At 71.8% G+C, this 26,704-nt stretch carries 18 protein-coding genes and 2 pseudogenes; 6 read left to right on the top strand and 14 right to left on the bottom strand.

Going from position 1 to position 26,704, the window contains the following annotated elements; all coding sequences use genetic code 11:
* A pseudogene (locus tag ACIRC0_RS29395) lies at positions 1 to 223 on the bottom strand (sugar ABC transporter permease); the annotation flags it as partial.
* Positions 223 to 1,902, bottom strand: a complete 1,680-nt coding sequence (locus tag ACIRC0_RS29400) for an extracellular solute-binding protein (protein WP_403621818.1) — start codon at positions 1,900 to 1,902, stop codon at positions 223 to 225. The gene ACIRC0_RS29400 and the pseudogene ACIRC0_RS29395, both read right to left, overlap by 1 nt.
* 366 nt (positions 1,903 to 2,268) lie before the next feature.
* Between ACIRC0_RS29400 and ACIRC0_RS29405 the strand changes: the two genes are divergently transcribed.
* A complete protein-coding gene (locus tag ACIRC0_RS29405; protein WP_403621821.1) occupies positions 2,269 to 5,100 on the top strand; it encodes a glycoside hydrolase family 3 C-terminal domain-containing protein in 2,832 nt (943 codons plus the stop codon).
* 76 nt (positions 5,101 to 5,176) lie between these two features.
* Here ACIRC0_RS29405 and ACIRC0_RS29410 read toward each other — a convergent pair whose 3' ends face one another.
* From ACIRC0_RS29410 to ACIRC0_RS29420, 3 genes are all read right to left on the bottom strand, one after another.
* A complete protein-coding gene (locus ACIRC0_RS29410; RefSeq protein ID WP_403621824.1) occupies positions 5,177 to 6,622 on the bottom strand; it encodes an aldehyde dehydrogenase family protein in 1,446 nt (481 codons plus the stop codon).
* Between the two features lie 213 nt (positions 6,623 to 6,835).
* Positions 6,836 to 8,518 carry a PucR family transcriptional regulator gene (locus tag ACIRC0_RS29415; RefSeq protein WP_403621827.1) on the bottom strand — a complete coding sequence of 561 codons (1,683 nt, stop codon included), beginning with the start codon at positions 8,516 to 8,518 and terminating at the stop codon, positions 6,836 to 6,838.
* Positions 8,519 to 8,653: 135 nt separating this feature from the next.
* Positions 8,654 to 10,771 (bottom strand): ATP-binding protein, encoded by a 2,118-nt coding sequence (locus ACIRC0_RS29420; protein WP_403621830.1) that lies wholly within the window; start codon positions 10,769 to 10,771, stop codon positions 8,654 to 8,656.
* 289 nt (positions 10,772 to 11,060) lie between these two features.
* Between ACIRC0_RS29420 and gabT the strand changes: the two genes are divergently transcribed.
* Positions 11,061 to 12,395 (top strand): 4-aminobutyrate--2-oxoglutarate transaminase, encoded by a 1,335-nt coding sequence (gene gabT / locus ACIRC0_RS29425; RefSeq protein ID WP_403621833.1) that lies wholly within the window; start codon positions 11,061 to 11,063, stop codon positions 12,393 to 12,395.
* Positions 12,396 to 12,719: 324 nt separating this feature from the next.
* On the opposite strand, the gene ACIRC0_RS29430 is transcribed toward gabT, so the two are convergent.
* Positions 12,720 to 13,148 carry a DUF5959 family protein gene (locus tag ACIRC0_RS29430; RefSeq protein ID WP_403621836.1) on the bottom strand — a complete coding sequence of 143 codons (429 nt, stop codon included), beginning with the start codon at positions 13,146 to 13,148 and terminating at the stop codon, positions 12,720 to 12,722.
* A gap of 104 nt (positions 13,149 to 13,252) precedes the next feature.
* Between ACIRC0_RS29430 and ACIRC0_RS29435 the strand changes: the two genes are divergently transcribed.
* Positions 13,253 to 13,894, top strand: coding sequence for a phosphatase PAP2 family protein (locus ACIRC0_RS29435; RefSeq protein WP_403621840.1), 642 nt, complete (start codon positions 13,253 to 13,255; stop codon positions 13,892 to 13,894).
* A 43-nt stretch (positions 13,895 to 13,937) separates the two neighbouring features.
* On the opposite strand, the gene ACIRC0_RS29440 is transcribed toward ACIRC0_RS29435, so the two are convergent.
* From ACIRC0_RS29440 to ACIRC0_RS29465, 6 genes are all read right to left on the bottom strand, one after another.
* Positions 13,938 to 15,356 carry an NAD(P)/FAD-dependent oxidoreductase gene (locus ACIRC0_RS29440; protein ID WP_403621843.1) on the bottom strand — a complete coding sequence of 473 codons (1,419 nt, stop codon included), beginning with the start codon at positions 15,354 to 15,356 and terminating at the stop codon, positions 13,938 to 13,940.
* Positions 15,357 to 15,394: 38 nt separating this feature from the next.
* Complete coding sequence (locus ACIRC0_RS29445) at positions 15,395 to 16,222, bottom strand: ABC transporter permease (protein ID WP_403621846.1); 828 nt, start codon at positions 16,220 to 16,222, stop codon at positions 15,395 to 15,397.
* On the bottom strand, positions 16,223 to 17,155 hold the full coding sequence (locus ACIRC0_RS29450; RefSeq protein ID WP_403621849.1) for an ABC transporter permease: 933 nt from the start codon (positions 17,153 to 17,155) through the stop codon (positions 16,223 to 16,225). It lies immediately after the preceding gene.
* Positions 17,155 to 18,348 carry an ABC transporter ATP-binding protein gene (locus tag ACIRC0_RS29455; RefSeq protein WP_403621852.1) on the bottom strand — a complete coding sequence of 398 codons (1,194 nt, stop codon included), beginning with the start codon at positions 18,346 to 18,348 and terminating at the stop codon, positions 17,155 to 17,157. Before ACIRC0_RS29455 ends, ACIRC0_RS29450 begins: the two co-directional genes overlap by 1 nt.
* Positions 18,345 to 19,592, bottom strand: a complete 1,248-nt coding sequence (locus tag ACIRC0_RS29460; RefSeq protein ID WP_403621855.1) for a spermidine/putrescine ABC transporter substrate-binding protein — start codon at positions 19,590 to 19,592, stop codon at positions 18,345 to 18,347. The genes ACIRC0_RS29455 and ACIRC0_RS29460 overlap by 4 nt, the downstream gene beginning before the upstream one ends.
* Positions 19,593 to 19,663: 71 nt before the next feature.
* Positions 19,664 to 21,217, bottom strand: a complete 1,554-nt coding sequence (locus ACIRC0_RS29465) for a gamma-aminobutyraldehyde dehydrogenase (protein ID WP_403621858.1) — start codon at positions 21,215 to 21,217, stop codon at positions 19,664 to 19,666.
* A gap of 180 nt (positions 21,218 to 21,397) precedes the next feature.
* Here ACIRC0_RS29465 and ACIRC0_RS29470 point away from each other — a divergent pair, with 180 nt between their 5' ends.
* Positions 21,398 to 22,027, top strand: a complete 630-nt coding sequence (locus tag ACIRC0_RS29470) for an NADAR family protein (protein ID WP_403621861.1) — start codon at positions 21,398 to 21,400, stop codon at positions 22,025 to 22,027.
* Here the strand turns inward: ACIRC0_RS29470 and ACIRC0_RS29475 are convergent.
* On the bottom strand, positions 22,001 to 22,900 hold the full coding sequence (locus tag ACIRC0_RS29475; protein ID WP_403621864.1) for a DUF4190 domain-containing protein: 900 nt from the start codon (positions 22,898 to 22,900) through the stop codon (positions 22,001 to 22,003). The genes ACIRC0_RS29470 and ACIRC0_RS29475 overlap by 27 nt on opposite strands.
* On the opposite strand from ACIRC0_RS29475, the pseudogene ACIRC0_RS29480 reads away from it, so the two are divergent.
* Together ACIRC0_RS29480 and ACIRC0_RS29485 are read left to right on the top strand one after the other, a co-directional pair.
* Positions 22,899 to 24,117 (top strand): annotated as a pseudogene (locus ACIRC0_RS29480) (adenosine deaminase). The gene ACIRC0_RS29475 and the pseudogene ACIRC0_RS29480 sit on opposite strands and share 2 nt — an antisense overlap.
* An 81-nt stretch (positions 24,118 to 24,198) precedes the next feature.
* Entirely contained in the window at positions 24,199 to 24,906 is a 708-nt protein-coding gene (locus ACIRC0_RS29485) for a glycerophosphodiester phosphodiesterase (RefSeq protein ID WP_403621867.1), read from the top strand.
* Here ACIRC0_RS29485 and ACIRC0_RS29490 read toward each other — a convergent pair.
* Entirely contained in the window at positions 24,888 to 26,543 is a 1,656-nt protein-coding gene (locus ACIRC0_RS29490) for an RNA polymerase sigma factor (RefSeq protein WP_403622352.1), read from the bottom strand. The genes ACIRC0_RS29485 and ACIRC0_RS29490 overlap by 19 nt on opposite strands.
* Positions 26,544 to 26,704: the final 161 nt, after the last annotated feature.

Consider the following 26,704-nt stretch of genomic DNA (forward strand, 5'->3'; position numbering starts at 1 on the left):
GCGGGACGTAGTTGAAGATCAGGAGCAGGACGATGACGGGCAGCGTCATCAGGATGAGCGCGCGGTCGCGGCGCCATCGGACCCGGAAGGGAACCCTGCCCGCCTTGCCGGCCCGGCGCGGCACGCTCTTCTTCACGGTGGCCGCGGCGACCGCGGCCGCCGGTTCCTCGACGGCCGCGGGGGGACGTGTCCCATCGGGCCTGCTCCCGGCCGTGAGGGACATCAGTTGCCACTGCCGTTCTTCTCGAGGAGCTGCTTGTACCAGTCGCGCAGCTTGTCGCCGCCGGAGGACTTCCAGGTGGAGATGGCCTGCTGTATGTCGGACAGCTGCTTGTTGCCGCGCACGTAGTCGATCTCCAGCTGCTCGAACTGGCTGGAGAGGTTGGCGTAGCGGCTCGGCTCGATGATGTTCATGCCGTAGGTGGACGTCTTCTTCACGAAGGCACCCTGCCGCTGCTGCCACTCGACCTGCTTGCGGGCGACCTCGGGGAAGTCGGGGTGGGCGAGGTAGGGAGCCGGAGCCGCCAGCATCACCCAGGCGTTGTTCACCTCCTGGTTACCCAGGTCGTTCTTGACCGGGACGCCGTTGTTGACCGTGTAGTGGGTGCCCTCGACGCCGTAGTCGACGAACATCCGCTCCCTGGTGCCGTAGGGTGCTGCCGCGAAGTTGGCGGCGGCCAGCGCATTCTCGATCGTCTCCTTCGAGGCGCCCTTGCGGATCATCGACCAGATGCTGGCGGGCGGGGCGGCGTACAGCGTCGGGTTGCCGCCGCCGGCGCCGAAGTAGTCCATGCCCTCGATCTGGAACTCCGGGTTGGACTTGGCCTGTTCGGCGGTCTTGCCGTACCAGGCGGACATGTCGCCGTTGAAGACCAGGACCTGCCCGGCGGTGAACCGCTGGCTCACGTCGCCCGTGTTCGCCTTGTCGTCGGGATGGACCACGCCCGCGTCGAACAGCTTGCGGACCCACTCAAGGTGTTCGAGGTACTCCGGATGCTCGATGCGGTACGTCAGCTTGCCGTCGTCCCCGATGTTCCAGCCGAGCGGCCCGGCGGGCAGGACACCGAAGATGCTCGCCGCGCTCCACCTCATGTCGCCGCAGGCCCACACCTTGGCCTTGGCGCTGGTGGCCTCCTTGGCCCAGCTGAGGAACTCGTCGGCCGACTTGGGAACCGTGTAACCCTTCTTGTCGAAGATGTCCTTGCGGTAGAAGGGCACGATGTTGGGCACGGAGGCGGCGGGCATCGGGATGCCGCGCAGCGCGCCGCCGAAGATGCTCATGCGCCAGGAATCGGACGGTATCGCGGCCAGGTTCGGGTACTTCTTGACCTTGTCGCCCGCCAGGTAGGGGCCGAGGTCCATGAACTTCGCGGTGACCGCGCTCGCGATCTTGCCGACCAGCTCCCAGCTGGGCACGACCACCATGTCGGGTATGGAGCTGGAGGCGAGGACCGCGCCGAGCTTCTCACCGTAGGTGTTGCCGTCCTGGTTCTGCCAGGTGATCTTCGTGCCCGCCGCCGCGTCGAGTGCCTTGTAGTACGCGCAATCGGGCTTCGGCGGACTGCCCCAAAGCGGCGACATGATCGTGAAGGGGGCGCCGGTGCCGAGCTTGTCCGGCACCGACGTGGCAAGGGACGCCAGATCGATCTTGCTGGTGAAACCGGCGGCCGACCCGTTCTTCGACGCAAGGTCCGGCTTGGCGACCGTGCTGGCGACGTACGTCGGGAGCAGCTTGTCAGCGGCCTTGCGTGACGTGGTGCCCTCACGCGAGCCGCTGTCCGAACCGCCGCAAGCGGCGAGCAGCGGCATCCCCCCGGCCACAGCCGCGGCGGCGACCGCCGTGGAGGCGAGGAAACTTCTCCGGCTGGGCCCGGAGGAGGCGGTAGCGGAGTTCGGCGTCATTGCGTCAACCCTTCGTGGCGCACCAGGACACCCGGCGGAAGAGCCGTCGGCTGCGGTGTCTCGAGTGGAACTTGGCTGAGCTGAAGCGGCGGTGACATCGGAGGGGTGGTGAGCACGGAGCGGGCCCTCCGCAGTCGAAGCGCTTCGATGTTGCTGCGAGGTTAAGTGAACGCCTGGGGGCGCACAAGGGTCGCTTCCAAGATTCCTCCTGGGCGCGGAGACACCGGTCGGACGGGTCGGGAAGCCTGAAACCACGGTGAGGAAACGAAGTTGTTGCGTCTGGGTGTCTTGACACTCGCTCCGAGTCGAATGAGCATCGAAGCGCTTCGAAAGCGCCGCACCGCTCGACCTGTGAAGGATCGCCAAGTGACCGCTCAGACGCCGCCAGCCCCCTCCTTCCGCGATCCGCAGCTCCCGTTCGCGAAGCGCATCGACGACCTGGTGGCGCGGCTGACACTCGACGAGAAGATCGCGTTCCTGCACCAGTTCGTGCCGGCCGTCGAGCGCCTCGGCATCGCCGCGTTCCGCACCGGCCAGGAGGCGCTGCACGGAGTGGCGTGGATGGGCCCGGCGACGGTGTTCCCGCAGGCGGTCGGGCTCGGCGCGACCTGGAACGACGACCTGGTGCGCCGGGTCGGCGAGGCGGTCTCCAAGGAGGTCCGCGCGATGCGCGCCCGCGACGAGCGCGTCGGCCTCAACGTCTGGTCGCCCACGGTCAACCTGCTGCGCCACCCGCTGTGGGGGCGCAACGAGGAGGGCTACTCGGAGGACCCCGGGCTGACCTCGGCGATCGCGACGGCGTACACACGGGGCCTGCGCGGCGACCATCCGACGTACTGGCGCACCGCCCCGGTCCTCAAGCACTGGCTCGCCCACAACAACGAGACCGACCGCGACACCGCCTCCTCCTCGGTCCGGCCGCGTGTGCTGCACGAGTACGACCTGCGGGCGTTCCGCGAGGCGGTTCAGGCCGGCTCGGTGGCCGGGGTGATGCCCGCGTACAACCTGGTCAACGGCCGCCCCAACCATGTCTCGCCGTATCTGCGCGAGCACCTGCGCGGCTGGAGCGACCAGGAGCTGATGGTGTGCTCGGACGCGGGCGCGCCCTCCAACCTGGTCGACTCCGAGCACTACTTCGACACGCACGAGGAGGCGACGGCCGCAGCGGTCCGGGCCGGTGTCGACAGCTTCACCGACCACGGCACGGACAGCTCGACCATCGTCGCGCGCGTCAGAGGCGCACTTGTGAAGGGGCTGCTGAGCGAGGAGGACATCGACCAGGCGGTGCGCCGGCAGCTCTCGGTGCGGTTCCGGCTGGGCGAGTTCGACCCGCGTCTGGACCCACATGCGGGGACCCGGGACTTCGACACCCCGGCCCATCGGGCGCTCGCCCAGGAGGCCGCGGAGCAGGCGGTCGTGCTGCTGAAGAACGACGGCCTGCTGCCCCTCGCCGACGACGTGCGCGTCGCGGCGGTCGGGCTGCTCGCCGACGAGTGCAAGCTCGACTGGTACAGCGGCACGCTGATCCACCGGTCCACGCCTCTGGAGGGCCTCTACGAACGTCTCGGCGCCAACCGCGTGGACTTCGCGGAGGGCGTGGACCGGGTACGTCTGAAGACCTCCGCCGGTGCGTATCTGCGGGTGCCCGTGGCCGACGGCGGCGACGAGGTGCGCGGCGCCGAGGGCGCCCTGGACCCGGCTCTGCTGCAGGGCCGCACGGACCTGCCGCCGCTCACCGCCGACGCGCACGGCAGCGAACTCGCGCTGATCGACTGGGGCGAGGGCCTGCTGACCTTCCGCGCCCCCGACGGGCGGTACCTCTCGGTCGCCGACGACGGGTACGTCCGCGCGTCCGCGGACCAGCCCGGCGGCTGGGTCGTCCAGGAGACGTTCCGCCTGGAACCCCATGGCAGCGGCCACCTCCTGAAGCATGTCGGGACGGGCGGGTACGTGTTGGTCGCCGCCGACGGAGTGAAGGTTGCCGAGGACCGGCCGGAGGTCTTCGAACTGGAGATCACCGAGCGCGGTGAGGACGCGGTCACCCGGGCGGCGGCCGGAGCGGACGTGGTGCTCGTCTTCGCGGGCAACGACCCGCATCTGCGCGGCCGTGAGACCGAGGACCGCACGACGCTGCGCCTGCCCGATCACCAGGAGCGCCTGCTGCGCGCGGCCCGTACCGCGAACCCGCGCACGGCGCTGGTGCTGGTGTCCGCGTACCCGTACGCGGTCGACCCCGCGGATCTCCCGGCCGTCGTGTGGACCGCGCACGGCGGCCAGGCCGCGGGCACCGCGCTGGCCCGGGTGCTGTCCGGCGACGTCTCCCCCGCGGGCCGTCTGCCGCAGACCTGGTACGCGGACGACGCGGACCTGCCCGATCTGCTGGACTACGACGTGATCGGCAGCCGTCAGACGTATCTGTACTTCGAGGGAACGCCGCTGTTCCCGTTCGGGCACGGGCTGTCGTACGCGTCCTTCGGCTACGGCGACCTCACCGCCCGGGTGGAGGACGGGCGGGTGGCGGTCTCCTTCACCGTGACCAACACGAGCACGCGGGCCGCCGACGAGGTCGCCCAGGTGTACACCCGGGCCGTCGATCCGTCGGTCCCGCGTCCGCGCCGCGAGCTGGTCGCCCACCGGCGCGTGCACCTGGCGCCCGGCGCCTCGGCGGAGCTGGCCTTCGAGGTGCCGCTCGGCGCCCTGGAGTTCTGGGACGTGGCGCACGGGCGGTGGCGGCTCGAGCCGGGCCCGTACGAGATCCTGGTGGGCGCGTCGAGCGAGGACATCCGGCTGCGGACGACGATCGAGCCGCCCGGTGAGCCGGCCGGACCGCGCCCGGTACGTGAACGCGGCCTGGAGGCCGCCGACTTCGACGAGCAGCGGGGCACGGTGATCGTCGACCGTACGAAGGTGTCCGGGGACTCCGTGGCACCGGCGGAGGGCAGGAAGGGCGAACTGCTCTTCCGCCGCTGCGACTTCGGGGACGGCGTGACGGGGGTGGCGGTGCGGGTCGCGGGCGAGGGCACCGTCGAGGTGTCGCTGGACGGGGGCGGTGCGTCGGCCGTGCTGACGCTCGAGGGGCCCACCGGCCCGTACGACTACACCACCGTGGACGCCGCGTTCACCGCCTCGGGTGTGCACGACGTCCGTCTCGGGCTGCGCGGCCCGCTGCGGCTCGCGCACGTCGGCTTCTCCGGTTGAGGGTCCGGACCAGGCCGACGCACCGACGGCCGGAGCCCCCGCACAGCGGGCTCCGGCCGTCGTCGAGCAGGTGGGGTCAGAGGGCGAGGCCCGTCAGGACCAGCACCCGCTCGTAGGTGTAGTCCTCCATCGCGAACTTCACGCCCTCTCGCCCGACACCGGACAGCTTGGCACCGCCGTAGGGCATCTGGTCGGCGCGGTAGGACGGCACGTCGCCGATGACCACGCCGCCGACCTCGAGGGCACGGTGGGCGCGGAAGGCGACCTGGAGGTCGTGGGTGAACACGCCCGCCTGGAGGCCGTACTTGGAGTCGTTGACCGCGTCGAACGCCGCGGCCTCGCCGTCCACCTTCTGCACGGTGAGGACGGGCCCGAAGACCTCCTCGCAGGAGATGGTCACATCGGCGGGGACGTCGGTGAGGACCGTCGGCGCGTAGGAGGCGCCGTCCCGCTTGCCACCGGTGAGCAGCGTGGCGCCCGCGTTCACCGCCTCGTCGACCCAGGACTCCACGCGCTTCGCGGCGTCCTCGCTGATCAGCGGGCCGACATCGGTCGCGCCGTCGGAGGGGTCGCCGGTGGCCTGGGCCTCGACGGCGGCGACGATGCGCGGCAGCAGCCGGTCGTACACCGAGGCGTCCGCGATCACGCGCTGCACGGAGATGCAGGACTGGCCGCCCTGGTAGTTGGAGAAGGTGGCGATGCGGTTCGCGGCCCGGTCCAGGTCCTCGTCGCTCGCGTAGTCGGCGAGCACGACGGCCGCGCCGTTGCCGCCCAGTTCCAGCGTGCAGTGCTTGCGCGGCACCGAGTCCATGATCGCGTAGCCGACCTTCTCGGAGCCGGTGAAGGAGATGACCGGCAGGCGCTCGTCCTGGACGAGGGCGGGCATGCGGTCGTTGGGGACCGGCAGGATCGACCAGGAGCCGGCGGGCAGCTCGGTCTCGGCGAGCAGCTCGCCGATGATCAGGCCGGACAGCGGGGTGGCCGGGGCGGGCTTGAGGATGATGGGGGCGCCGGCGGCGATGGCCGGGGCGACCTTGTGGGCGCACAGGTTCAGCGGGAAGTTGAACGGCGCGATGCCGAGGACGACGCCCTTGGGGAAGCGGCGGGTCAGCGCCAGACGGCCCTGGCCGCCGGCGTCCGTGTCGAGGCGCTGGGCCTCGCCGCCGTTGAAGCGGCGGGCCTCCTCGGCCGCGAACCGGAACACGGAGACGGCACGGCCCACCTCGCCGCGCGCCCACTTGATGGGCTTGCCGTTCTCGGCGGAGATCAGCTGCGCGATCTCCTCGGTGCGCTCCGCGAGCCGCTTCGAGACGTGGTCGAGGGCGGCGGCGCGGACGTGGGCCGGGGTGGCGGCGAACTCGTCGCGCACGGCGTACGCGGCCGCCACGGCCTCCTCGACCTGCGCCTCGGTCGGGACACTGACCTTGCCGACGAGCCGGCCGTCCCACGGCGAGGTGACGTCGAAGGTGGTCTCACCGGTGGCCTGGCGGCCGGCGAGCCAGAAGGCGTGGGTGGAAGTCATAGCGTTGAGTCCCGGCCCTTCCGAGGTTGGCTGGTGCTTGGGGTTGCGTGGTCCACGGTAGGGCCGGGACACCCAGGGGTCGTTTGTCCGGGGAGTAGCACTGCCCGGGCGGGCTTCTACGGGATGTACAGCGGGGCTCCGCACAGGGCCCGTACGGCGGCGGGGCCGTCCGGCGGTGCGGCCGTCCGGCGGTGGTGCCGCACGGTGGCGGCGTCACTCCCCCGCCGTTGCCGTGGCCTTGAGCGCGAGCCACAGTTCCATCCGGACGTCCGGGTCGTCCAGGGAGCGGCCCAGGATCTCCTCGACCCGGCGCATCCGGTAGCGGAGCGTGTGGCGGTGGACGCCGAGGTCGGCCGCCGCCGCGTCCCACTGGCCGTGGCGTGACAGCCAGGCCCGCAGCGAGGCGACCAGGTCGCCGCGGCCCGTCGCGTCGTGTTCGCGCAGGGCGCGCAGCAGCCCGTCCGCGAAGGCGCGTACGGCGTCGTCCTGGAGCAGCGGCAGCACCGATCCGGTCGCCAGTTCCTCGTGCTCGACCAGCGCCCGGCCGCGCCGCCGGGCCACCGAGAGCGCCTGTTCGGCCTGTTTGTAGGCGGCAGCGGCGGCGATCGGCCCGGCGGGCGCCGACATCCCGACCACCAGTTCGTCCTCGTCGGGGGCCGACTGCTCGCGGGCGGCGGCCCGGGCCGCCTGGACCGCCGGCGCGTACTCCTGGCAGGCGGCGACGGCGGCGCCCCCGTCGACGGCGAGGATCACGAGCCGGGCCTCCCCTTCGGGCACGACGAGCACGGCCTCGCCGGAGCGGGCGGCGGCGGACTCCACGGTCTCCGCGAGCCCTTCCAGTGGGTCGCCGTCCGTGTCGGCCGCAGCGAGCGCGGCGGCGGTCGGCTGCGCGGTCACCACGCGCGCGTGCCCGTCCGCGTGCGCCCGGGCGGCCGACGCGGACGCCGATTCGGCGACGATCACCCGGAAGGGCGCGTCCAGGAGGTCGCCGTACAGGTCCCCGGCAACGGCGCGGGCGTGGTCCGGCTGCCCGGCCAGCAGCATGCGCAGCACGGCCCCGCCGATCCGCTGCTCGGCGGCGTGCAGGGACCGGGAGCGTTCGGTGGTGAGGGTGAGCAGGGCGATGGCGGAGTGCACGGCGTACCGCTCGGCGGTGCCCAGCGGGGCGGCCGTGCCCACGGCGAGCGCGGCGCGCGGGCGGCGTCCGGTGCCGAGCGAGTGCAGTTCGACCCGGTCCTCTCCGTTCGCCTCTCCGTTCGACCCGCCGACCACGGAGGTGGCCGGCGCGGGCCGCTCCCGCAGCCGCTCCACGTCGGCGGTGAGCCGTGCCGCACGCCGTCCCGCCCACTCGGGCGCGGCGGCGACGACGGCGCCCGAGGCGTCGTACAGCGCGGCCCAGCCGTCGACCTGGGCGGCGAGCGCGGCGAGCAGTCCCTCCGGTCCGTCGCTGAGGGCCTGTCTGGTCAGCTCGCGCTGCGCGGCGAACCCCGCGGTCACAGCCCGGTACTGGTCGGCGGCGATCGCGGCGGAGACGGCCTTGCTGATGGCGAGGAACGGGGTGCGGCGCGGCACCTCGAGCAGCGGGAGCCCCTCCTCACGGGCCGCGTCCACGAGGGCCTTGGGGACCTCCTCGTAGTTGACGCCGACGGCGAAGCCGAGGCCGACCACGCCCGCGCCCACCAGCCGCTTCACATAGCGGCGCATGGCCTCCGGGTCCTCCGCGTCCAGCTTCAGCGCGGTGATCAGGAGCAGTTCGCCGCCCTCCATGTAGGGCACGGGGTCGGCGAGTTCGCTGACGTGTGCCCAGCGGACGGGAACGTCCAGGCGGTCCTCGCCCGCGCGCACGGTCAGCTTGAGCGCGGAGTGGTGGACGAGCGAGGCGAGGGTGAGGGGCATGGGGCCTTCGGGTCCTGTGTGATCTCTGCGATCGATGCGATCATCGTGTGATCGTCGTGATCCTTTGGCCGCCGCGTATGAACGACCAATGCCGATTCTGCCTCACCGTACGGTCGGCGCGTGCCCTGATCCCCGTCAGTTCCGTAGATCCACCAGCAGCGGAGGGGCGTGCTCGCCCTTCACATTCGTCAGGGACAGCACCGCGTGCCCCGGCGGCACGGCGTGCGCCAGTTCGGACGCGGACCACCGCTCGCGCTCCACCTGGCGGACGGTCACCGCGCGCGCGGTGGGCGCGTGGCCGGTGATCACCCGGCGCAGCATGTGCAGGGCCTTGCCCGCCGGGGTCTCGGCGATGATCTGCCGGTCGGTGACGTCCCGGGTCTCGGTCCACTCCTTGCCCCACACCTCGGCGAAGTCCTGGCCGTCCCAGGGGGTGAGGCCGGACAGCGCCATCCGGCACCCGGTGGCGCCGAGCAGGGGCCCCCGCAGCGGCCGGGGCACGTCGTCCAGGGTGCGCAGGGTGAGGACGACACCGGCGTTCGCGGACCTGAGCCGCTGGATGCCGCGGACGGCCTCGGGCGTGACGACCCCGCTCGCGTCGTCGAGGAGCAGGCAGGCGAACAGCGACCGGTCCTCGCGGGTGGCGACACTGGCCGTGAACTGGGCGAGCACCAGTCGCGCGAGGATCCGCGAGGCGTCGGCGTGACCGCGCTCGGGCAGGTCGATGCGGACCCGCACCGGGTGGTCGAGGGCGCGCAGGGAGAACGGCCGGGTCTGCCCGGAAGTGTCGAAGAACTGCGCGAAGGCGGGCCGGTCGAGCAGCGCGACCCGGTCGGCGAGGACGCCGCCGACGTCGCCGGGGTGCCGGGACTGCCGCTCCCGGGCGTCCAGTTCGCGCAGCAGGGCGTCCTGTCCGCTGTCCTGCAGGGCCTTGCGCAGGGCCGTGAGGGGCCCGGGCGCGCCGTCGAGGAGCTGGCGCAGCTCCGGTACGGACGGGAAGCGGCCGTGGACGGCCCGGTAGGGCCCGAGGAGCTGAGCGAGGACGGTGGTGGAGCGGCGGCTGTCCCCGCCGGGGTGCGGGTCGGCGAGGTCACCGACGAGCGCCTCGGCGAGCACGGACGCCGCCTCGTCCGGGTCGGTGGTCCCCCCGTACAGGTCCAGGTCGTAGACGGATTCGGGATGTCCGACGCGCACGACGACGTCGTAGGCGTCCGCCGGTCCGAGCCCGGCGCCGGCCGCCCCGACCACGACGACGGCGGCCCGCCCGGTGAGCGCGTGCAGGCACAGCGACTCGGCGAGCGGCCACACCAGCGAGCTGGTCTTGCCGGACCCGGCGGGCCCCACGGCGACCAGGGAGGTGGCGAGCAGGTCCGGGCCGAGGGCGAGTCCGCTGCCGCGGTAGGCGTAGGGGTTGCGGGGGTCGTCCACGGTGGTGCCGAGCCGGACCTGGCCGGTGAACAGGTCGTGGTGGGCGAGCCGGGCGGGCAGGTCTCGCTCCCCGGAGGGGTGCGGGCAGGCGGCGGCGCCGTCCTTCAGGACCGCGCCGGTGAATGTGGCCAGGTCGTGCCGCCCGTTGAGCACGCCCTGCCAGGCGCGGGTGATGCGGGCGTGGTCCACGTCGCGCATCAGCCCGGCGTGCGCGTCGGCGGCGAGCCGGTCGGCGGCCTCGTGCGCCCCGGCGGCGCGGAGCTGGTTGAAACGGGCGGGGTCCTCCTCGGGAGCCGGTGGCTTCTCGGCCACGGAGCCGGAGGCGCGCCAGCCGGGCGGTCCGAAGCGGCGCCAGACCTCGCCCCAGCGCCCGAGCTTGCCGACCGTGAGCATGATGGCGAGGGCGATCACCGTGTAGTAGCCGTACCAGAGGACGGCGTTGCCGACTCGGTCGTTGCTGTGCCGCCAGGAGTCGGGGGTGAAGAGGTCCAGCGGTACCACCCACCAGCCGCCGAGGTAGCCGTTCCACAGCAGCGACCAGATCAGCCAGCCGACCAGGAAGGCGATCAGCGCTCCGCTGAGCAGCTGCCGTGTCGGGATCCGCTCCGGTTCCTGCTCGGGCCGTGGCCGGTGTCCGAAGCGCCACACGCCGGGCAGCGCGGGCGGCCGTGGCGCGCGCAGCCAGGCCAGGAACGCCGAGCCGTCCGGCCGCGGCGGCAGCCCGGGGGCGTGCGCCGGGCGGGGCGGCACCGGGGGCGGCCCCGCCGGACGCGGCACCGGATCGGCCCGTGTGCTCCGTGCGTCCTGCGTTCCGTCGCTGTCCATCGCCCTTGCCCCCTGACCAGCCGCTCCGTCCACCATCAGCGAGTCAATCTAACGTCCCCGCAAGGGGAGTTCACCGCATACGCGACCGGGTATCCGATGACGCGTCCCCTTCCGCGGCGTCCACCGCTATGTCCACGGCGGACAAGCGGGCGCGCGCAAGGCGCCCACATGGAGCATGCCCACCCTCCGCGGCCCGTCCTAGCCTGCGAGAAAAGAAGGCAACCGTCCGAAAAACACCTTCGTCGACACGACGTCGACATGCCGAACGCAAGATCATCAGGGAGCCCCCATGACCGCACTTCCGCAGGAGCGCCGCGTCGTCACCGCCATCCCCGGCCCGAAGTCGCTCGAGCTGCAGGCCCGTCGCACCGCCGCGGTCGCGCAGGGCGTGGGCTCCGTGCTGCCGGTCTTCACCACGCGCGCGGGCGGCGGGATCATCGAGGACGTCGACGGCAACCGGCTGATCGACTTCGGTTCCGGTATCGCCGTGACGTCCGTGGGCGCCTCCGCCGAGGCCGTCGTACGCCGGGCCTCCGCCCAGCTGCAGGACTTCACGCACACCTGTTTCATGGTCACGCCGTACGAGGGCTATGTGGCCGTCGCCGAGGCGCTGGCCGAGCTCACGCCGGGTGACCACGCCAAGAAGTCGGCGCTGTTCAACTCGGGCGCCGAGGCCGTCGAGAACGCGGTCAAGATCGCCCGCTCCTACACCAAGCGCCAGGCGGTCGTCGTCTTCGACCACGGCTACCACGGCCGTACGAACCTCACGATGGCGCTGACGGCGAAGAACATGCCGTACAAGCACGGCTTCGGGCCGTTCGCGCCCGAGGTCTACCGGATGCCGATGGCGTACGCCTACCGTTGGCCGACCGGCCCGGAGAACTGCGGCCCCGAGGCCGCCGCGCAGGCCATCGACCAGATCACCAAGCAGGTCGGCGCGGACAACGTGGCCGCGATCATCCTCGAGCCGGTGCTCGGCGAGGGCGGCTTCATCGAGCCGGCGAAGGGCTTCCTGCCCGCGCTGCGGAAGTTCGCCACGGACAACGGCATCGTCTTCGTCGCCGACGAGATCCAGTCGGGCTTCTGCCGCACCGGCCAGTGGTTCGCGTGCGAGGACGAGGGCATCGTCCCGGACCTGATCACCACCGCCAAGGGCATCGCGGGCGGCCTCCCGCTCGCGGCCGTCACCGGCCGCGCCGAGATCATGGACGCCGCGCACGCGGGCGGTCTGGGCGGCACCTACGGCGGCAACCCGGTCGCCTGCGCGGGCGCGCTCGGCGCGATCGAGACGATGAAGGAGCTCGACCTCAACGCCCGGGCGAAGGAGATCGAGGAGACCATGAAGGCCCGCCTGACGGCGATGGCCGAGAAGTTCGACGTGATCGGCGACGTGCGCGGCCGCGGCGCGATGATCGCGATCGAGCTGGTGAAGGACCGTGCGACGAAGGAGCCGAACCCGGAGGCGACCTCGGCGCTCGCCAAGGCCTGCCACCAGGAGGGCCTGCTGGTCCTGACCTGTGGCACCTACGGCAACGTGCTGCGCTTCCTGCCGCCGCTGGTGATCGGCCAGGACCTGCTGAACGAGGGCCTGGACATCATCGAGCAGGCGTTCGCGCGCATCTGACCACCAACGTCAGAGGGTGTGAAGAAGGTGTGCGAGGTGGATGGCGGGACGCGATTCCGGCTGTCGGAGCGGTTTTCCCTGCCGTAGGTTCTACCCAGATGAGAGATACACCCGCCCACAGGGGACTGTGGGCGGCACTGGGCCGGGGCCTCCCCAGCTTCGACCTGGTCGTGCCCTCGCGCACACAAGGAGCCTTCGGCTCCGGATCTCCTCATGATCGGACGGCCGCACGCCCCAAACCCCCCGGGGCGGGCGGCACCCCGATCACTACGGCCGCCTCGGAACCACCCCCCCTGTTCCGGGGCGGCCGTCCCGCGTCCCGCCTCACTCGTTCAGCGGCCAGTTCTCCGAAGCGAGGTCCAGGCGGTGGTACGCGTCGTCGAACCACTCGTCCTTCAGGGGAACGGTCACGGTCACCGACGTCCCGGAAGCCGAGGCGTCCTCGACGGTGACGCGGCACCGTTCGCCGTCCTCGTCGCGTTCGATGAACAGCCGGGGCCCCCGTGCGCCCTCGCGCCACGCGATGTCCTGCCCGGCGTCCAGCGCGTCCAGGGCCTGCTGCCACCGCCGCAGGTCCTCGGGGAAGAGCCAGACCGCCACACTGCCCCGCACGAACGGTGTGTCCACCAGGAACTCCCCGGCCAGCACACGGGTTGCGTCCGGATCCTTCCGCGGCTGCTCCCCGGTGATCCGGAGCACGACGCTGTTGCCCTCACCCTCCAGGCGCATCAACTCGATCGGCGCATCGGCCATTGCTGTTCCTCCCCGTCTCGCGTGCTGCTCCACCCTAGCCACCGGCACGGACACCGGAGGGCACCGATCACGGCGGCCCAGCGGGCCCTGCGAAGCTGTTCGGCGTGTCAACGTCCCGAGAGCCCGCCCCCCGGCGCAGGTGGCCGGCCTGCGTCCTGGCCACCGCCGGCCTCCTCTTCCTGCTCCTGACCTGGCAGGTCGTCGCTCAGGGGCCGCTCGCGCGGGCGGACCGGCGGCTGAGCGGGGACCTGGTCCGTCCCGACCGGGTCTCCGGGGTTCTCGCCGACCTGGGGAACATCATCGTCGCCGTCCCGGTCCTCGCCGTGGTGCTCGTGTGCGCCGCCTGGCGTGCCCGGTGCGCCGGTACGCGGCGGTGGTGGCTGCCGTCCGTCGCCGCGGCCGTCCTGATGGCCGTCGTCCCGGTGGTCGTCGTCCCGCTCAAGGACCTCGTCGCCCGGCCGGGCCCACCCGTGATGGGCCCGGCCACCGGCTTCTTTCCCTCCGGCCACACGGCCACCGCAGCCGTCGCCTACGGTTCGGCGGCCCTCGTCCTGTGGCCCTGGCTGCGCACGTCGTACGCCCGCCGTGGCGTGCTCCTCGCCTGCCTCGCCCTCAACCTCGGCGTGGCCTTCGGCCTGGTCCGCCACGGATATCACTGGCCCCTGGACGTCGTGGCCAGTTGGTGCCTGTGCGCCGTGCTGCTGACCGGGCTCGCGGTGTTCCTCGGCCGGGACGACCGGCCGTAGCCACCGCCGGCAGGCACCACGGACAGGCACCGTCGGCAGGCCCTCAGCTGTCGAAGCCCAGGCCCAGTCTGTCCATGGTCCTCAGCCACAGGTTGCGCCGCCCCGCGTGCGCGTCCGCCCGCGCCAGCGACCACTTCGTGAGCGCGATGCCCGTCCAGGCGAACGGCTCCGGCGGGAACGGCAGTGGCTTCCTGCGGACCATCTGGAGTTCCGTGCGCTCGGTGCGCTCCCCCGCCAGCAGGTCCAGCATCACCTCCGCGCCGAAACGGGTCGCGCCGACGCCGAGGCCCGTGTAACCGGCCGCGTACGCCACCCGCTCCTGGTGGGCCGTGCCGAAGAACGCCGAGAAGCGCGAGCAGGTGTCGATCGCCCCGCCCCACGCGTGGGTGAAGCGGACACCCTCCAGCTGCGGGAAGCAGGTGAAGAAGTGCCCGGCGAGCTTGGCGTACGTCTCCGGGCGGTCGTCGTACTCGGCGCGCACCCGGCCGCCGTACGGGTAGATCGCGTCGTAGCCGCCCCACAGGATGCGGTTGTCGGGCGAGAGCCGGAAGTAGTGGAACCGGTTCGCCGAGTCCCCGAGGCCCTGGCGGTTCTTCCAGCCGACCGAGGCCAGCTGGTCGGCGGTGAGCGGCTCGGTCATCAGCGCGTAGTCGTAGACCGGGATCGTGTACGAGCGGACGCGCCGCACCAGGTTCGGGAAGACGTTCGTGCCGAGCGCGACGCGCCGCGCGCGCACCTCGCCGTACGGGGTGCGGACGGCCATGCCGGCGCCGTACGGCTTCAGGGTGAGGGCGGGCGTGTGCTCGTGGATGCGGACGCCGAGCCGCAGGCAGGCCCGCTTGAGGCCCCAGGCGAGCTTCGCCGGATGCACCAGGGCCACGCCCCGGCGGTCGTACAGACCCGCCAGGAAGGTCGGCGAGTCGACCTGTTCCCGCACCGCGTCCGCGTCCAGGTACTCGACGCCGTCCGCGAGGCCCCGGCGCTCCATCTCCTCGTACCGGTCCTTCAGTTCCCACGCCTGGTACGTCTCGGTCGCGACATCGATCTCGCCGGTGCGCTCGAAGTCGCAGTCCAGCGAGTGGCGGGCGACCGCTTCCTCGATCTCGTCGAGGTTGCGGGCGCCCAGTTCCTGCAGCTTGTGGATCTCGTCCGGCCAGCGGGCGAGCCCGTTGGCCAGGCCGTGGGTGAGGGAGGCGGCGCAGAAGCCTCCGTTGCGGCCGGAGGCGGCCCAGCCCACCTCGCGGCCCTCCACCAGCACCACGTCCCGCCCGGGGTCGCGCTCCTTGGCGATCAGCGCGGTCCACAGTCCGCTGTAGCCGCCGCCCACGATCAGCAGGTCGCAGGTCTCGGCGCCGGTGAGCGCGGGCTCGGGGCGGGGCCTTGTGGGGTCGTCCAGCCAGTACGGGACCGGCCGGGCTTCGGAGAGGGATCTCGTCCAACGGGTCATGGCGCTCGGGGCCATGATGTCAACTCCCTACGGAATTCCAAGGAACGTCAGGACTACGCCTTCTGGCGTTTTCTGCGGTTGCCGACGGCCATGGACGCCAGCACGAACAGGACGGCGACGATGAACATCGTGGTGCCGATGGCATTGATCTGGACGGGCGTTCCGCGCTGCGCCGAACCCCACACGAACATGGGGAAGGTGACGGTGGAGCCCGCGTTGAAATTGGTGATGATGAAATCGTCGAAGGACAGCGCGAAGGCGAGCAGGGCGCCCGCGGCGATTCCGGGGGCGGCGATGGGGAGCGTGACCCTCAGGAAGGTCTGCGCCGGGCCCGCGTACAGGTCCTGCGCCGCCTGTTCCAGCCTCGGGTCCATCGACATCACGCGCGCCTTGACCGCGGTGACGACGAAGCTGAGACAGAACATGATGTGCGCGATCAGGATGGTCCAGAAGCCGAGCTGAGCGCCCATGTTGAGGAACAGGGTGAGCAGCGAGGCCGCCATGACGACCTCGGGCATCGCCATCGGCAGGAAGATCAGCGAGTTCACGGCGCCGCGCGCGCGGAAGCGGTAGCGGACCAGCGCGAAGGCGATCATCGTGCCGAGGACCGTGGCGCCGAGCGTCGCCCACACGGCGATCTGGAGGCTGACCGCCAGCGAGCCGCACATTCCGGCGACGCCGCACGGATCCTTCCAGGCGTCCATGGAGAACTGCTGCCACTCGTAATTGAAGCGGCCCGTCGGCCTGTTGAAGGAGAACACCGTGACGACGACGTTCGGAAGCAGGAGATATCCGAGTGTCAGCAGTCCGGCGATGACGACGAGACGGCGCTTGAGCCAGTTGACGCTTCGGCCGAATGTGCGACTGGGTCGCGTGTTCATTTAAACCAGATCCTCCGTGCCGGACCTGCGGATGTAGACCGTGACCATGACGAGGATCGCGGCCATCAGGATGAACGAGAGGGCGGCGGCCTTCGGATAGTCGAGGACGGTCAGGAACTGTGTCTGGATGACGTTGCCGACCATGCGGGTGTCCGTGGAGCCGAGCAGATCGGCGTTGACGTAGTCGCCAGCCGCCGGGATGAAGGTCAGCAGGGTCCCGGAGACCACGCCCGGCATCGACAGCGGGAAGGTGACCTTCCGGAAGGTGGTGAAGGGCTGGGCGTACAGGTCGCCGGCCGCCTCGTGCAGGCGCGGGTCGATGCGCTCCAGCGAGGTGTACAGCGGCAGGATCATGAACGGCAGGAAGTTGTACGTCAGTCCGCACACCACCGCGAGCGGGGTGGCGAGCACGCGGTCGCCGGAGGTCCAGCCGAGCCAGTCGGTGACGTCCAGGACGTGCAGGGTGTTCAGGGCGCCGACGACCGGGCCGCCGTCCGCGAGGATCGTCTTCCAGGCGAGCGTACGGATCAGGAAGCTGGTGAAGAACGGCGCGATCACCAGGATCATGATCAGGTTCCGCCAGCGTCCCGCGCGGAAGGCGATGAGGTACGCGAGCGGGTAGCCCAGCAGCAGACACAGCAGCGTCGCGGCGGCCGCGTAGACGACCGACCGCACGAACTGCGGCCAGTACGCGGACAGCGCGTCCCAGTAGGTGGCGAAGTGCCAGGTGACCTTGTAGCCCTGCTCCAGGGAGCCCGTCTGCACGGACGTGGACGCCTGGTAGATCATCGGCAGCGCGAAGAAGACCAGCAGCCAGAGGATGCCCGGCAGCAGCAGCCAGTACGGCGTGAGGCGGCCCCGTCTGCGCGGGGGCTTCTGCTTCAGGGGTGCGGTGGGCGCGAGGGGCGGGGGCGCCTCGGTGACGGCGGCCATCAGGCGGCCACCCCCTCTTCCGGCTCCGCGGTCTCGACGCCGGCGTCGCCCGTTGTCCCGGCAAGCGGGGACTGAGCCGCGTCCAGGCCGAAGGTGTGGGCCGGGCTCCAGTGCAGGACGACCTCCGCGCCGGGCACCAGACGGGGGTCGCGGTCGATGTTCTGGGCGTAGACCGCGAACTCGGGGCAGACGGGGCTGTCGACGACGTACTGGGTGGAGACGCCGATGAAACTCGCGTCGGCGATCCTGCCGGTGATGCGGTTGCGGCCCTCGGGGACCTCGCCCGCGTCGTCGGCGTGGGTGAGGGAGACCTTCTCCGGGCGGACCCCGACCAGGACCTTGCCGCCGGGCCTCGTCGGCGCGGAGCAGCGCGCCTCGGGCAGGGTCAGCTTGCCGCCGCCCGCCTTGAGGACGATCTCCTCGCCGTATCTGGAGTCGACCTCGGCCTCGATCAGGTTGGAAGTGCCGAGGAAGTTGGCGACGAACGTCGTCCGCGGGTTCTCGTACAGGTCGGTGGGCGAGCCGAGTTGCTCGACCCGGCCCGCGTTCATCACCGCGACCGTGTCGGCCATCGTCATGGCCTCCTCCTGGTCGTGCGTGACATGGATGAAGGTGATGCCGACCTCGGTCTGGATCCGCTTGAGCTCCAGTTGCATCTGGCGGCGCAGCTTGAGGTCGAGGGCGCCGAGCGGCTCGTCCAGAAGGAGCACCTTGGGGTGGTTGATCAGCGCACGGGCCACGGCGACGCGCTGCTGCTGCCCGCCGGAGAGCTGGTGCGGCTTCTTGCGCGCCTGCTCGCCGAGCTGCACCAGCTCCAGCATGTCCTCGACCTGCTTCTTCACCGACTTGATGCCGCGCCGGCGCAGGCCGAAGGCGACGTTCTCGAAGATGTCCAGGTGCGGGAAGAGGGCGTAGGACTGGAAGACCGTGTTGACCGGGCGCTTGTACGGCGGCAGGTGTGTGACGTCCTGGTCGCCGAGGTGGACGGTGCCGCTCGTGGGCTCCTCCAGGCCGGCGATCATGCGCAGGGTCGTGGTCTTGCCGCAGCCGGAGGCGCCGAGCAGGGCGAAGAAGGAGCCCTGCGGCACGGTCAGGTCGAGCGGGTGCACGGCGGTGAAGGAGCCGTAGGCCTTGCTGATGCCCGTCAGGCGGACGTCGGCGCCGGTGTCTGTCGTGGTGGTCATCGTCGTCACGCCCCTGTGAGCTTCGCGAACTTCGCTTCGTAGGCCGTCTCTTCCTTCTGCGTCAGCGAGCGGAAGGCGTGGGACTTGGCGGCCATGGCCTTGTCGGGAATGATCAGCGGGTTGTTCGCCGCCGACTTGTCGATCTTCGCGAGGTGGTCCTTCACGCCGTCGACGGGGGACACGTAGTTGATGTAGGCGGCGAGCGCGGCGGCCTGTTCGGGCTCGTAGTAGAAGTCGATGAGCCTCTCGGCGTTGGTCTTGTGGCGCGCCTTGTTGGGGATCAGCAGGTTGTCGGTCGACGTCATGTAGCCGCTGTCCGGGATGACGAAGTCGACGTCCGGGCTGTCCGCCTTGAGCTGGACGATGTCGCCGCCCCAGGCCACGCAGGCGGCCAGGTCGCCCTTGGTGAGGTCGGAGGTGTAGTCGTTGCCGGTGAAGCGGCGGATCTGGCCCTTGTCGACGGCCTTCTGCAGGCGGGCTGTCGCCGCGTCGAAGTCGTCGTCGGTGAACTTCGCGGGGTCCTTGCCCATGTCGAGCAGCGTCATGCCGATGCTGTCGCGCATCTCCGACAGGAAACCGACGCGGCCCTTGAGCTTGGGGTTGTCGAGCAGGTCGGACACCGACCTGACCTCGACGCCGTCGAGCGCCTTCTTGTTGAAGGCGATGACCGTGCAGATGCCCTGCCAGGGGTAGGAGTAGGCGCGGCCGGGGTCCCAGTCGGGGCTGCGGAACTGGGCCGACAGGTTGGCGAAGGCGTGCGGCAGGTGGGACGGGTCCAGTTTCTGCACCCAGCCGAGCCGGATCAGCCGGGCGGCCAGCCAGTCGGTGAGGACGATGAGGTCACGGCCGGTGTCCTGGCCGGCGGCGAGCTGCGGCTTGATCTTGCCGAAGAACTCGTTGTTGTCGTTGATGTCCTCGGTGTACTTGACCTTGATCCCGGTCCGCCGGGCGAACGTCTCGAGCGTCGGGTGGTGCTTGCCGCTGTCGTCCACGTCGATGTACTCGGGCCAGTTGGAGAAGTTGACGACCTTCTCCTTGGCCGAGAAGTCCTGGGTGGACGTGCCGCCCTGTGTCTTGCCGGCCGGCGGGATGCCGCAGGCGCTCAGCGCCCCCAGGCCGCCCACGGCGAGCACACCGCCCGCGGAGGCGCGCAACAGCGAACGGCGGGTCAGGGCGGCCCTGGCGCTGCGCAAACTGCGCCGCACGGCGGCCACTTGGGCCGGGGTCAGGCGGTCGGGCTCGTACTGCTCCATGCGCGTGGTGCCCTTTCGGAGGTGGTGCCCTTTCGGGAGGGTGTGCGGCCGCGGGTCGGGCGGCCCGTCTGCTAGCGGTCCCCGAAGATCGTGCGGTGCCAGTCCTTGCGGGCCACCGCCGTGTTGTCGAACATGACGTGCTTGATCTGGGTGTATTCCTCGAACGAGTAGGCGGACATGTCCTTGCCGAAGCCGGACGCCTGATAGCCGCCGTGGGGCATCTCGCTGATGATCGGGATGTGGTCGTTGACCCAGACGCAGCCCGACCTGATCTCGCGGGTCGCGCGGTTCGCCCGGTAGACGTCCCGCGTCCAGGCGGAGGCGGCGAGGCCGTAAGGGGTGTCGTTGGCGAGCCGGATGCCCTCGTCGTCGCTGTCGAAGGGCAGGACCACCAGCACGGGCCCGAAGATCTCGGACTGGACGATCTCGCTGTCCTGGGGCGCGTCGGCGATCAGGGTGGGCCGATAGTACGCGCCGTCCTTGAGGTCGCCCTCGGGGGCCTCCCCCCCGGTCACCACGCGCGCGTAGGCACGTGCCCGGTCGACGAAGCCGGCCACACGGTCCCGCTGGACGTGCGAGATCAGCGGGCCCAGGTCGGTGCCGGGAGCGAACGGGTCGCCGAGCCTGACGGTCTCCATGAGGGCGGCGGTCCGCGCGACGAACTCCTCGTACAGGGGCCGTTGCACGTACGCGCGCGTGGCGGCCGTGCAGTCCTGGCCGGTGTTGATGAGGGCGCCCGCGACCGCGCCGTGCACGGCGGCCTCCAGGTCCGCGTCGTCGAACACGACGAACGGGGCCTTGCCGCCGAGTTCCAGGTGGAGGCGCTTGACGGTCGCGGTGGCGATCTCGGCGACGCGCCTGCCGACCGTGGTCGAACCGGTGAAGGAGGTCATGGCCACGTCGGGGTGACCGACGAGATGCTCTCCGGCCTCCTTGCCGGTGCCGGTCACGATGTTGATGACACCGTCCGGGATGCCGGCGTACGTGGCGGCCCGTGCGAAGAGCAGGGAGGTCAGCGGGGTCGGCTCGGCCGGTTTCAGGACGATCGTGTTGCCCGCGGCGATCGCCGGGAGGATCTTCCAGGCGGCCATCTGCAGAGGGTAGTTCCAGGGCGCGATGGACCCGATGACGCCGATGGGTTCGCGGCGGACGTAGGAGGTGTGGTCGCCGGAGTACTCACCGGCGGACTGCCCCTGGAGGTGGCGGGCGGCACCGGCGAAGAAAGCGGTGTTGTCGATCGTGCCGGGTACGTCGAACTCCCGCGTGAGCTTGAGCGGTTTGCCGCACTGGAGCGACTCGACGCGGGCGACGTCCTCGGCGCGGTCGGCGAGGACGGCGGCGAAACGGTGCAGCGCGTCGGAGCGTTCGCCCGGGGTCGCCGCGGACCACTCGGGGAAGGCGGCGCGGGCGGCGGCCACGGCGCGGTCGACGTCGTCGGTGCCGGCCAGTTCGTAGGTGTACACCTCGGTGCCGGTGGACGGGTCGATCACCGAGTGCGTACGGCCCGAGGTGCCCGTGGCCGGCCGGCCCGCGATGTACTGCGCACCGTCCGCGAAACGTTCCTGTACGTCGTCCCGCGTCATGAGGCGGGTGTCGGCGTCGCCGGCGTTGCCGGGGTTCTGCATGTCGCTCTCCTCCGCCGCCGGCCCGCGTGCGCTGCGGAGGCCGGCGTAGCTTCGGCTCGATGTGAGTGCCGATCCTGACAGAGGGAGGGGAGCCCAACAAGTGATTCCGTTGTTGCCTTTTGGTTACGCGACGGAATCTGTCGACCAGGTGTCGAGTGCGACCCATAAAGCGGGGACGGAATGTCAGTGGTGCGTGCCAGACTCGGCGGCATGGAGAAGATCGATTCTTGGGACGCCCTGATCAGGGAGGTCCGCACGGGGGCGAGGATCAAGTACCTCCACTTCTGGGGGCACCGGCCGCGCAGGGACGGGCAGATCGGGGCGGGCTGCCTCAGCCAGTGGTGGCCGTCGCCGTTCACCGTGGACGGCGTGGAGTACGCGACGGCGGAGCACTGGATGATGGCGTCGAAGGCGCGGCTCTTCGACGACGCGGAGGCGGAGCGGAGGGTGCTTCAGTCGCCGGAGCCCGCGCTGGCGAAGAAGGCGGGGCGGCTGGTGCGCGGCTTCGACGAGGCCATATGGGAGCGCGAGCGGTTCGGCATCGTGGTCGAGGGCAGCGTGCAAAAGTTCGCCGCGCACGAGGAGCTGCGGGACTTTCTGCTGGGCACCGGGCAGCGTGTGCTCGTCGAGGCGAGCCCGCTGGACCGGGTGTGGGGCATCGGGCTCGCGGCGGACGACGAACGGGCGGCGGATCCGGAACGGTGGCGGGGGCCGAACCTGCTGGGGTTCGCGCTGATGGAGGCGCGGGAGCGGCTGGCCGCGGGTCGCGGGGCGTCCGGTGGCTCAGCCGGCGGCGCCCGTCACCAGTGAGGTCGAGTAGCCGTCGTCGGTGCCCGTCCACGGGTCGTCGCCGCTGTGGTCCGGGACGGCGAGCAGGACGATGAGCAGGACGGCGCTGAGGACGAAACCGACCGCTCCGCAGATGAGCCCGGCCAGGGCCATGCCTCCGTTCGTCGCCTCGCCCCGGCGCGCCTTGCGGCGGCCGATGATGCCGAAGATCACGGCGAGCACGCCGACGATGAGGGCCACCGGCCAGAGGCAGAACAGGACGAGGGAGATGACGCCGAGCACGAGCGAGGCGATCCCCATGCCGTTGCTCGGCGGGAGGGGCATACCGGGCCAGCCGTAGCCGGCGCCCTGGGGGCCGTAGGGCGCGCCGTACCCGGGATATCCGGGGTACTGGGGATAGCCGTACGGCCCCGGCCCCTCGGGCCCGATGGGGGGCGGCGGCACGGGCCCGCCCGGGACGGCGGGCGAAGGAGCGAAGGGGTTGCCGGGGGCTGCGGTGCCGGGGACCGGAGCGGCGTACGGGGTGGCCCGGCCGGGGCCCGGAGCGGCGTACGGGCCGGCCCAGGGCCCCTGGGGCGGGGTGCTCGGCAGGGCGGGACCCGGCGGCGGGACGGCCGTGGGCCGGTCGTGCACGGAGGGGGTGCCGCCGCCGGAGGCCACGGTGCCCCGGGGTTCGACGGGGGGCGCCCACGGGTCGGGGGCGGGCTTGTCGAGCCGCACCCCGGAGGGCTGGTCGGCGGGGGTGGCGGGCGCACCCGGTATCCAGCCGCCCGCACCGTCCGGGGCGCCCGGCGCCTGTCCGCCCGGCGCCCCGTCCGTCCCGTGGCCCGGGAAGGCCCACCCGTCCCGGGCCGCGTCCTGAGGTGTTCCCGGGCGCTGGGCGTCGTCGGACATGCGTAGGCCCCCTCTGTCGAATGTTCCGTCATGCTACGGCCGCGTCTCCCCCACGCGGCCCGCGCCCTACGATGATCCCGCACGTCACCGATCAGCCGATCACCCGCGTCCCGCCGGGCCATGGCCCGGCGCCGGGACGCCGTTCCCGGGGAGGAACCTTGACCGACCACCGCGACGCTCCCGCCGTGCGCGACCTGCACGCCTTCATCGCCGGACTGCCCAAGGCCGAACTGCACGTGCACCACGTCGGCTCCGCCTCCCCCCGCATCGTCTCGGAACTGGCCGCCCGCCACCCCGACTCCAAGGTGCCCACCGACCCCGAGGCCCTGGCCGACTACTTCACGTTCACGGACTTCGCCCACTTCATCGAGGTGTACCTGTCGGTCGTCGACCTGATCCGGACCCCCGAGGACGTCCGCCTGCTGACGTACGAGGTCGCCCGTGACATGGCCCGCCAGCAGGTCCGCTACGCCGAGCTGACCATCACCCCGTACTCGTCCACCCGCCGCGGTATCGACGAGCGCGCCTTCATGGACGCCATCGAGGACGCCCGCAAGGCCGCGGAGGCCGAGTTCGGGACCGTGCTGCGCTGGTGCTTCGACATCCCGGGCGAGGCCGGGCTCGTATCGGCCGAGGAGACGGCCCGGCTCGCCACCGACGACCGGCTGCGTCCCGAGGGGCTCGTCTCGTTCGGGCTCGGCGGTCCCGAGGTCGGCATACCGCGGCCGCAGTTCAAGCCCTACTTCGACCGGGCCATAGCGGCGGGCCTCCGCTCCGTTCCGCACGCGGGCGAGACGACCGGGCCCGAGACGGTCTGGGACGCGCTGAACGAGCTGCGGGCCGAGCGCATCGGGCACGGCACCAGTTCCGCCCGCGACCCCAAGCTGCTGGCCCACCTCGCCGAGCACCGCATCCCGCTGGAGGTGTGCCCGACCTCCAACATCGCCACGCGCGCGGTCCGCTCGCTCGACGAGCACCCCATCAAGGAGTTCGTGCGCGCCGGGGTCCTCGTCACCGTCAACTCCGACGACCCGCCGATGTTCGGCACCGACCTCAACAGCGAATACGCGGTCGCAGCGCGGCTCCTCGACCTCGACGAGCGGGGTCTGGCGGCACTCGCGAGGAACGCGGTCGAGGCGTCGTTCCTCGACGACGCCGGCAAGGCGGCACTGTCGGCCGAGATCGACGCGTACACCACCGCCTGGCTGGCGCCCTGACGGCCCGACCGTCTCCCGACCGCATCCCGGCCACCACCCCGGCGGGCCACTGCGCGGCGCCGCACCGTCACAATGAGCCCCATGCGTACCGTGACCGCCGTGGCCCATCGCGGCGACCCCTACCGCCACCGTGAGAACACGATCGACTCGCTGCGTTCCGCGCTCCGGCGTGGCGCGGACGCGGTGGAGATCGACGTACGGCTCACCCGGGACGGTGTGCCCGTGCTGCTGCACGACGGGACGCTGAAGCGTCTGTGGGAGCAGGACCGCCCGCTCGCGGCGCTCTCCTCGGACGAGGTGCGGGGCCTGACGGCCGGCGGTGTGCCGACGCTGGCGGACGCGCTCGCGGCGACCGACGGCAGCCGAGTGATGATCGACCTGCCGGGCGACCCCTCGTCCCGGGCCGTACGGCGGATCGTCGGCATCGTCCGGGACTGCGGGGCGGCGGAGCGCGTGTACTACTGCGCCGGCGCCGAGACCATGCTGGCGGTGCGCGCCGCCGATCCCGCGGCGGAGATCGCCCTGACCTGGACGACCCTCGCCCCGCCACGGCCCGCGCTGCTCGACGCGGTGCGCCCGCGCTGGCTCAACTACCGCTTCGGCCTGGTCGACCGGGACCTGGCGGCCCGAGTGCACGGGGGCGGCCATCTGCTGTCCGTGTGGACGCCGGACACCCGCCGCTCGATGCGGCGCCTGCTCGAGGCAGGGGTGGACTCCATCACCACCAACCGCATCGACGCGCTGTGCGCGATGCGGGGGCCGGTGGGCGGTCACACCCGGGAACGCTGAGGGACGGTCGCCGGGTCGGCCGGGGTGGCGCGGGTGACGTACTGCGGCACCGGTGCGGTGTCCTTGCCGTTGTCGCGGACCATGCCGTAGCGGATGGCACCCTGGGCGGGGCCGGTCCGGATGTCCTTGTTCACCGCGTCCCAGCTCGACGGGAAGACGGTGACGCCATAGTCGCAGCCGTGCTCGTTGAGGGTGAGCGTGACGGAACCGTCGAGGTAGAAGTACTCGTTCTGCCACATCTGCTGGGTGCCGGCGGGCAGGACGGCGTACCCGATGGTCGGTCCGCCCATGCCGGTGGCGTAGCCGCCGGGACTGCCGACGAGAGGGTCGTCCATCCGGCGGCCGCCGCCGGACGCCACGTGGAACAGCTTTCCCTTCAGGCCGGTCCAGGCCGGCATGACCAGGTTCCCCGGCCGGCGCGCCGGCGCGATGTACCAGCGCACCAGGACGTAACCCTGGCCCTTGAGGGTGACGCTCTCCCCGCGGTGCTGCATGACGGTCCTCGGGCCGCCGCTGCTGGTGATCCCGGACTCGGGGCGGTGCGGCAGCGGCCCCGGCGGAACGTCCGGGGCGGGCGCGCTGTCGACGGCGTCGACGACCGTGCCGTACAGGTCCGTTGTCTTCGTCGACGGTGTGGGGCTCACCGTGGACGGCGAGGGCAGGACGCTCGGCGGGGTGTGCGTGGGCGGGCGGGCCGTGCTCGCCGCCGTGGGTGCGATCCGAGGGGCCGGCGGCGCCTGCGGCGGCCGTGTCACGACGTACGCGCCGCCCGCGGCGATCGTCGCGCCCGCCGTGACGACGACTGCGGGCTTGGTGAGCGCGCCGAGCACCTTGGCGGACCAGCCGACGGAGACGGCCGCCGCGGACGTCTTGCCGCCCAGCGCCAGCGACAGGGCGAAGCCGGCCGGGACGGGGACGAGCGCGATCCCGGCGAGCAGCCGTTCGGCCGGCACGACGGCCTTCTCGGCGCCGGCGCAGACCGGGCAGCCGCGGATGTGCCGGGCCAGCCGCTTGCGCCACACGGATCCGGGCCGGCCGTCCCAGCGGGCGGTGACGGAGGCCAGCTCGGGGCAGGAGCCCTCCAGCGCCCGTATGATGCCGCGCGCCACCTCCAGGCGCGCCTTCATCCGCTGCACCCGGACGGCGGCGTGCTGGCGGCTGATGCCGACGGCGGCGGCCAGCTCCCGACGGGTGAGCTCGCCCGCGACCTCCAGCCACCACAGCGACAGCAGCTGCCGGTCCTCGTCGTCGAGCCAGCGCACCGCCTCCGCGACCTCGCGCCGCTGGCCCTCCAACTGCAGCCTCAGCACGGTGAGTTCGGCGAAGTCGGCGTCCCGGTCCCCCGCGTCCTGGGCCAGCGGCTCGGACGTCCGGCGGCGCGCCCGGTCCCGTATCTGCCGCATGGCGATGGCGACCAGCCAGGAGCGGAAACTGTCCGGATCGCGCAGGGCGCCGATGTTGCCGACGGCGCGCAGCATCGTCTCCTGCACGACGTCGTCGACGTCGGCATGGCCGTTGAGCGCGCGGCCGACGATGTTGTAGACGAGCGGCAGCCAGCCCGCGACCAGCTCGTCCAGCGCGTGCCGGTCACCGGCCTGCGCCGCCGCGATGGTGGAACGCCACTGCCGGCTGTCCACGTGCGTCCTCTCCCTGGTCGTCGTACCGCCCTGCGGACGTACAGTCTCAGCCACGGCCGCGATCCACGGGACGGGCGGTCCACGACGGCTCACGACGGAACGCCGGATATCCGGCGATACAGGGACGGATCATCGGTCGTGTCCGGCGGTGGGGGCGGATG

This window comes from Streptomyces sp. NPDC093984 (genome assembly GCF_044764595.1).
GTDB lineage: Bacteria > Actinomycetota > Actinomycetes > Streptomycetales > Streptomycetaceae > Streptomyces > Streptomyces cynarae.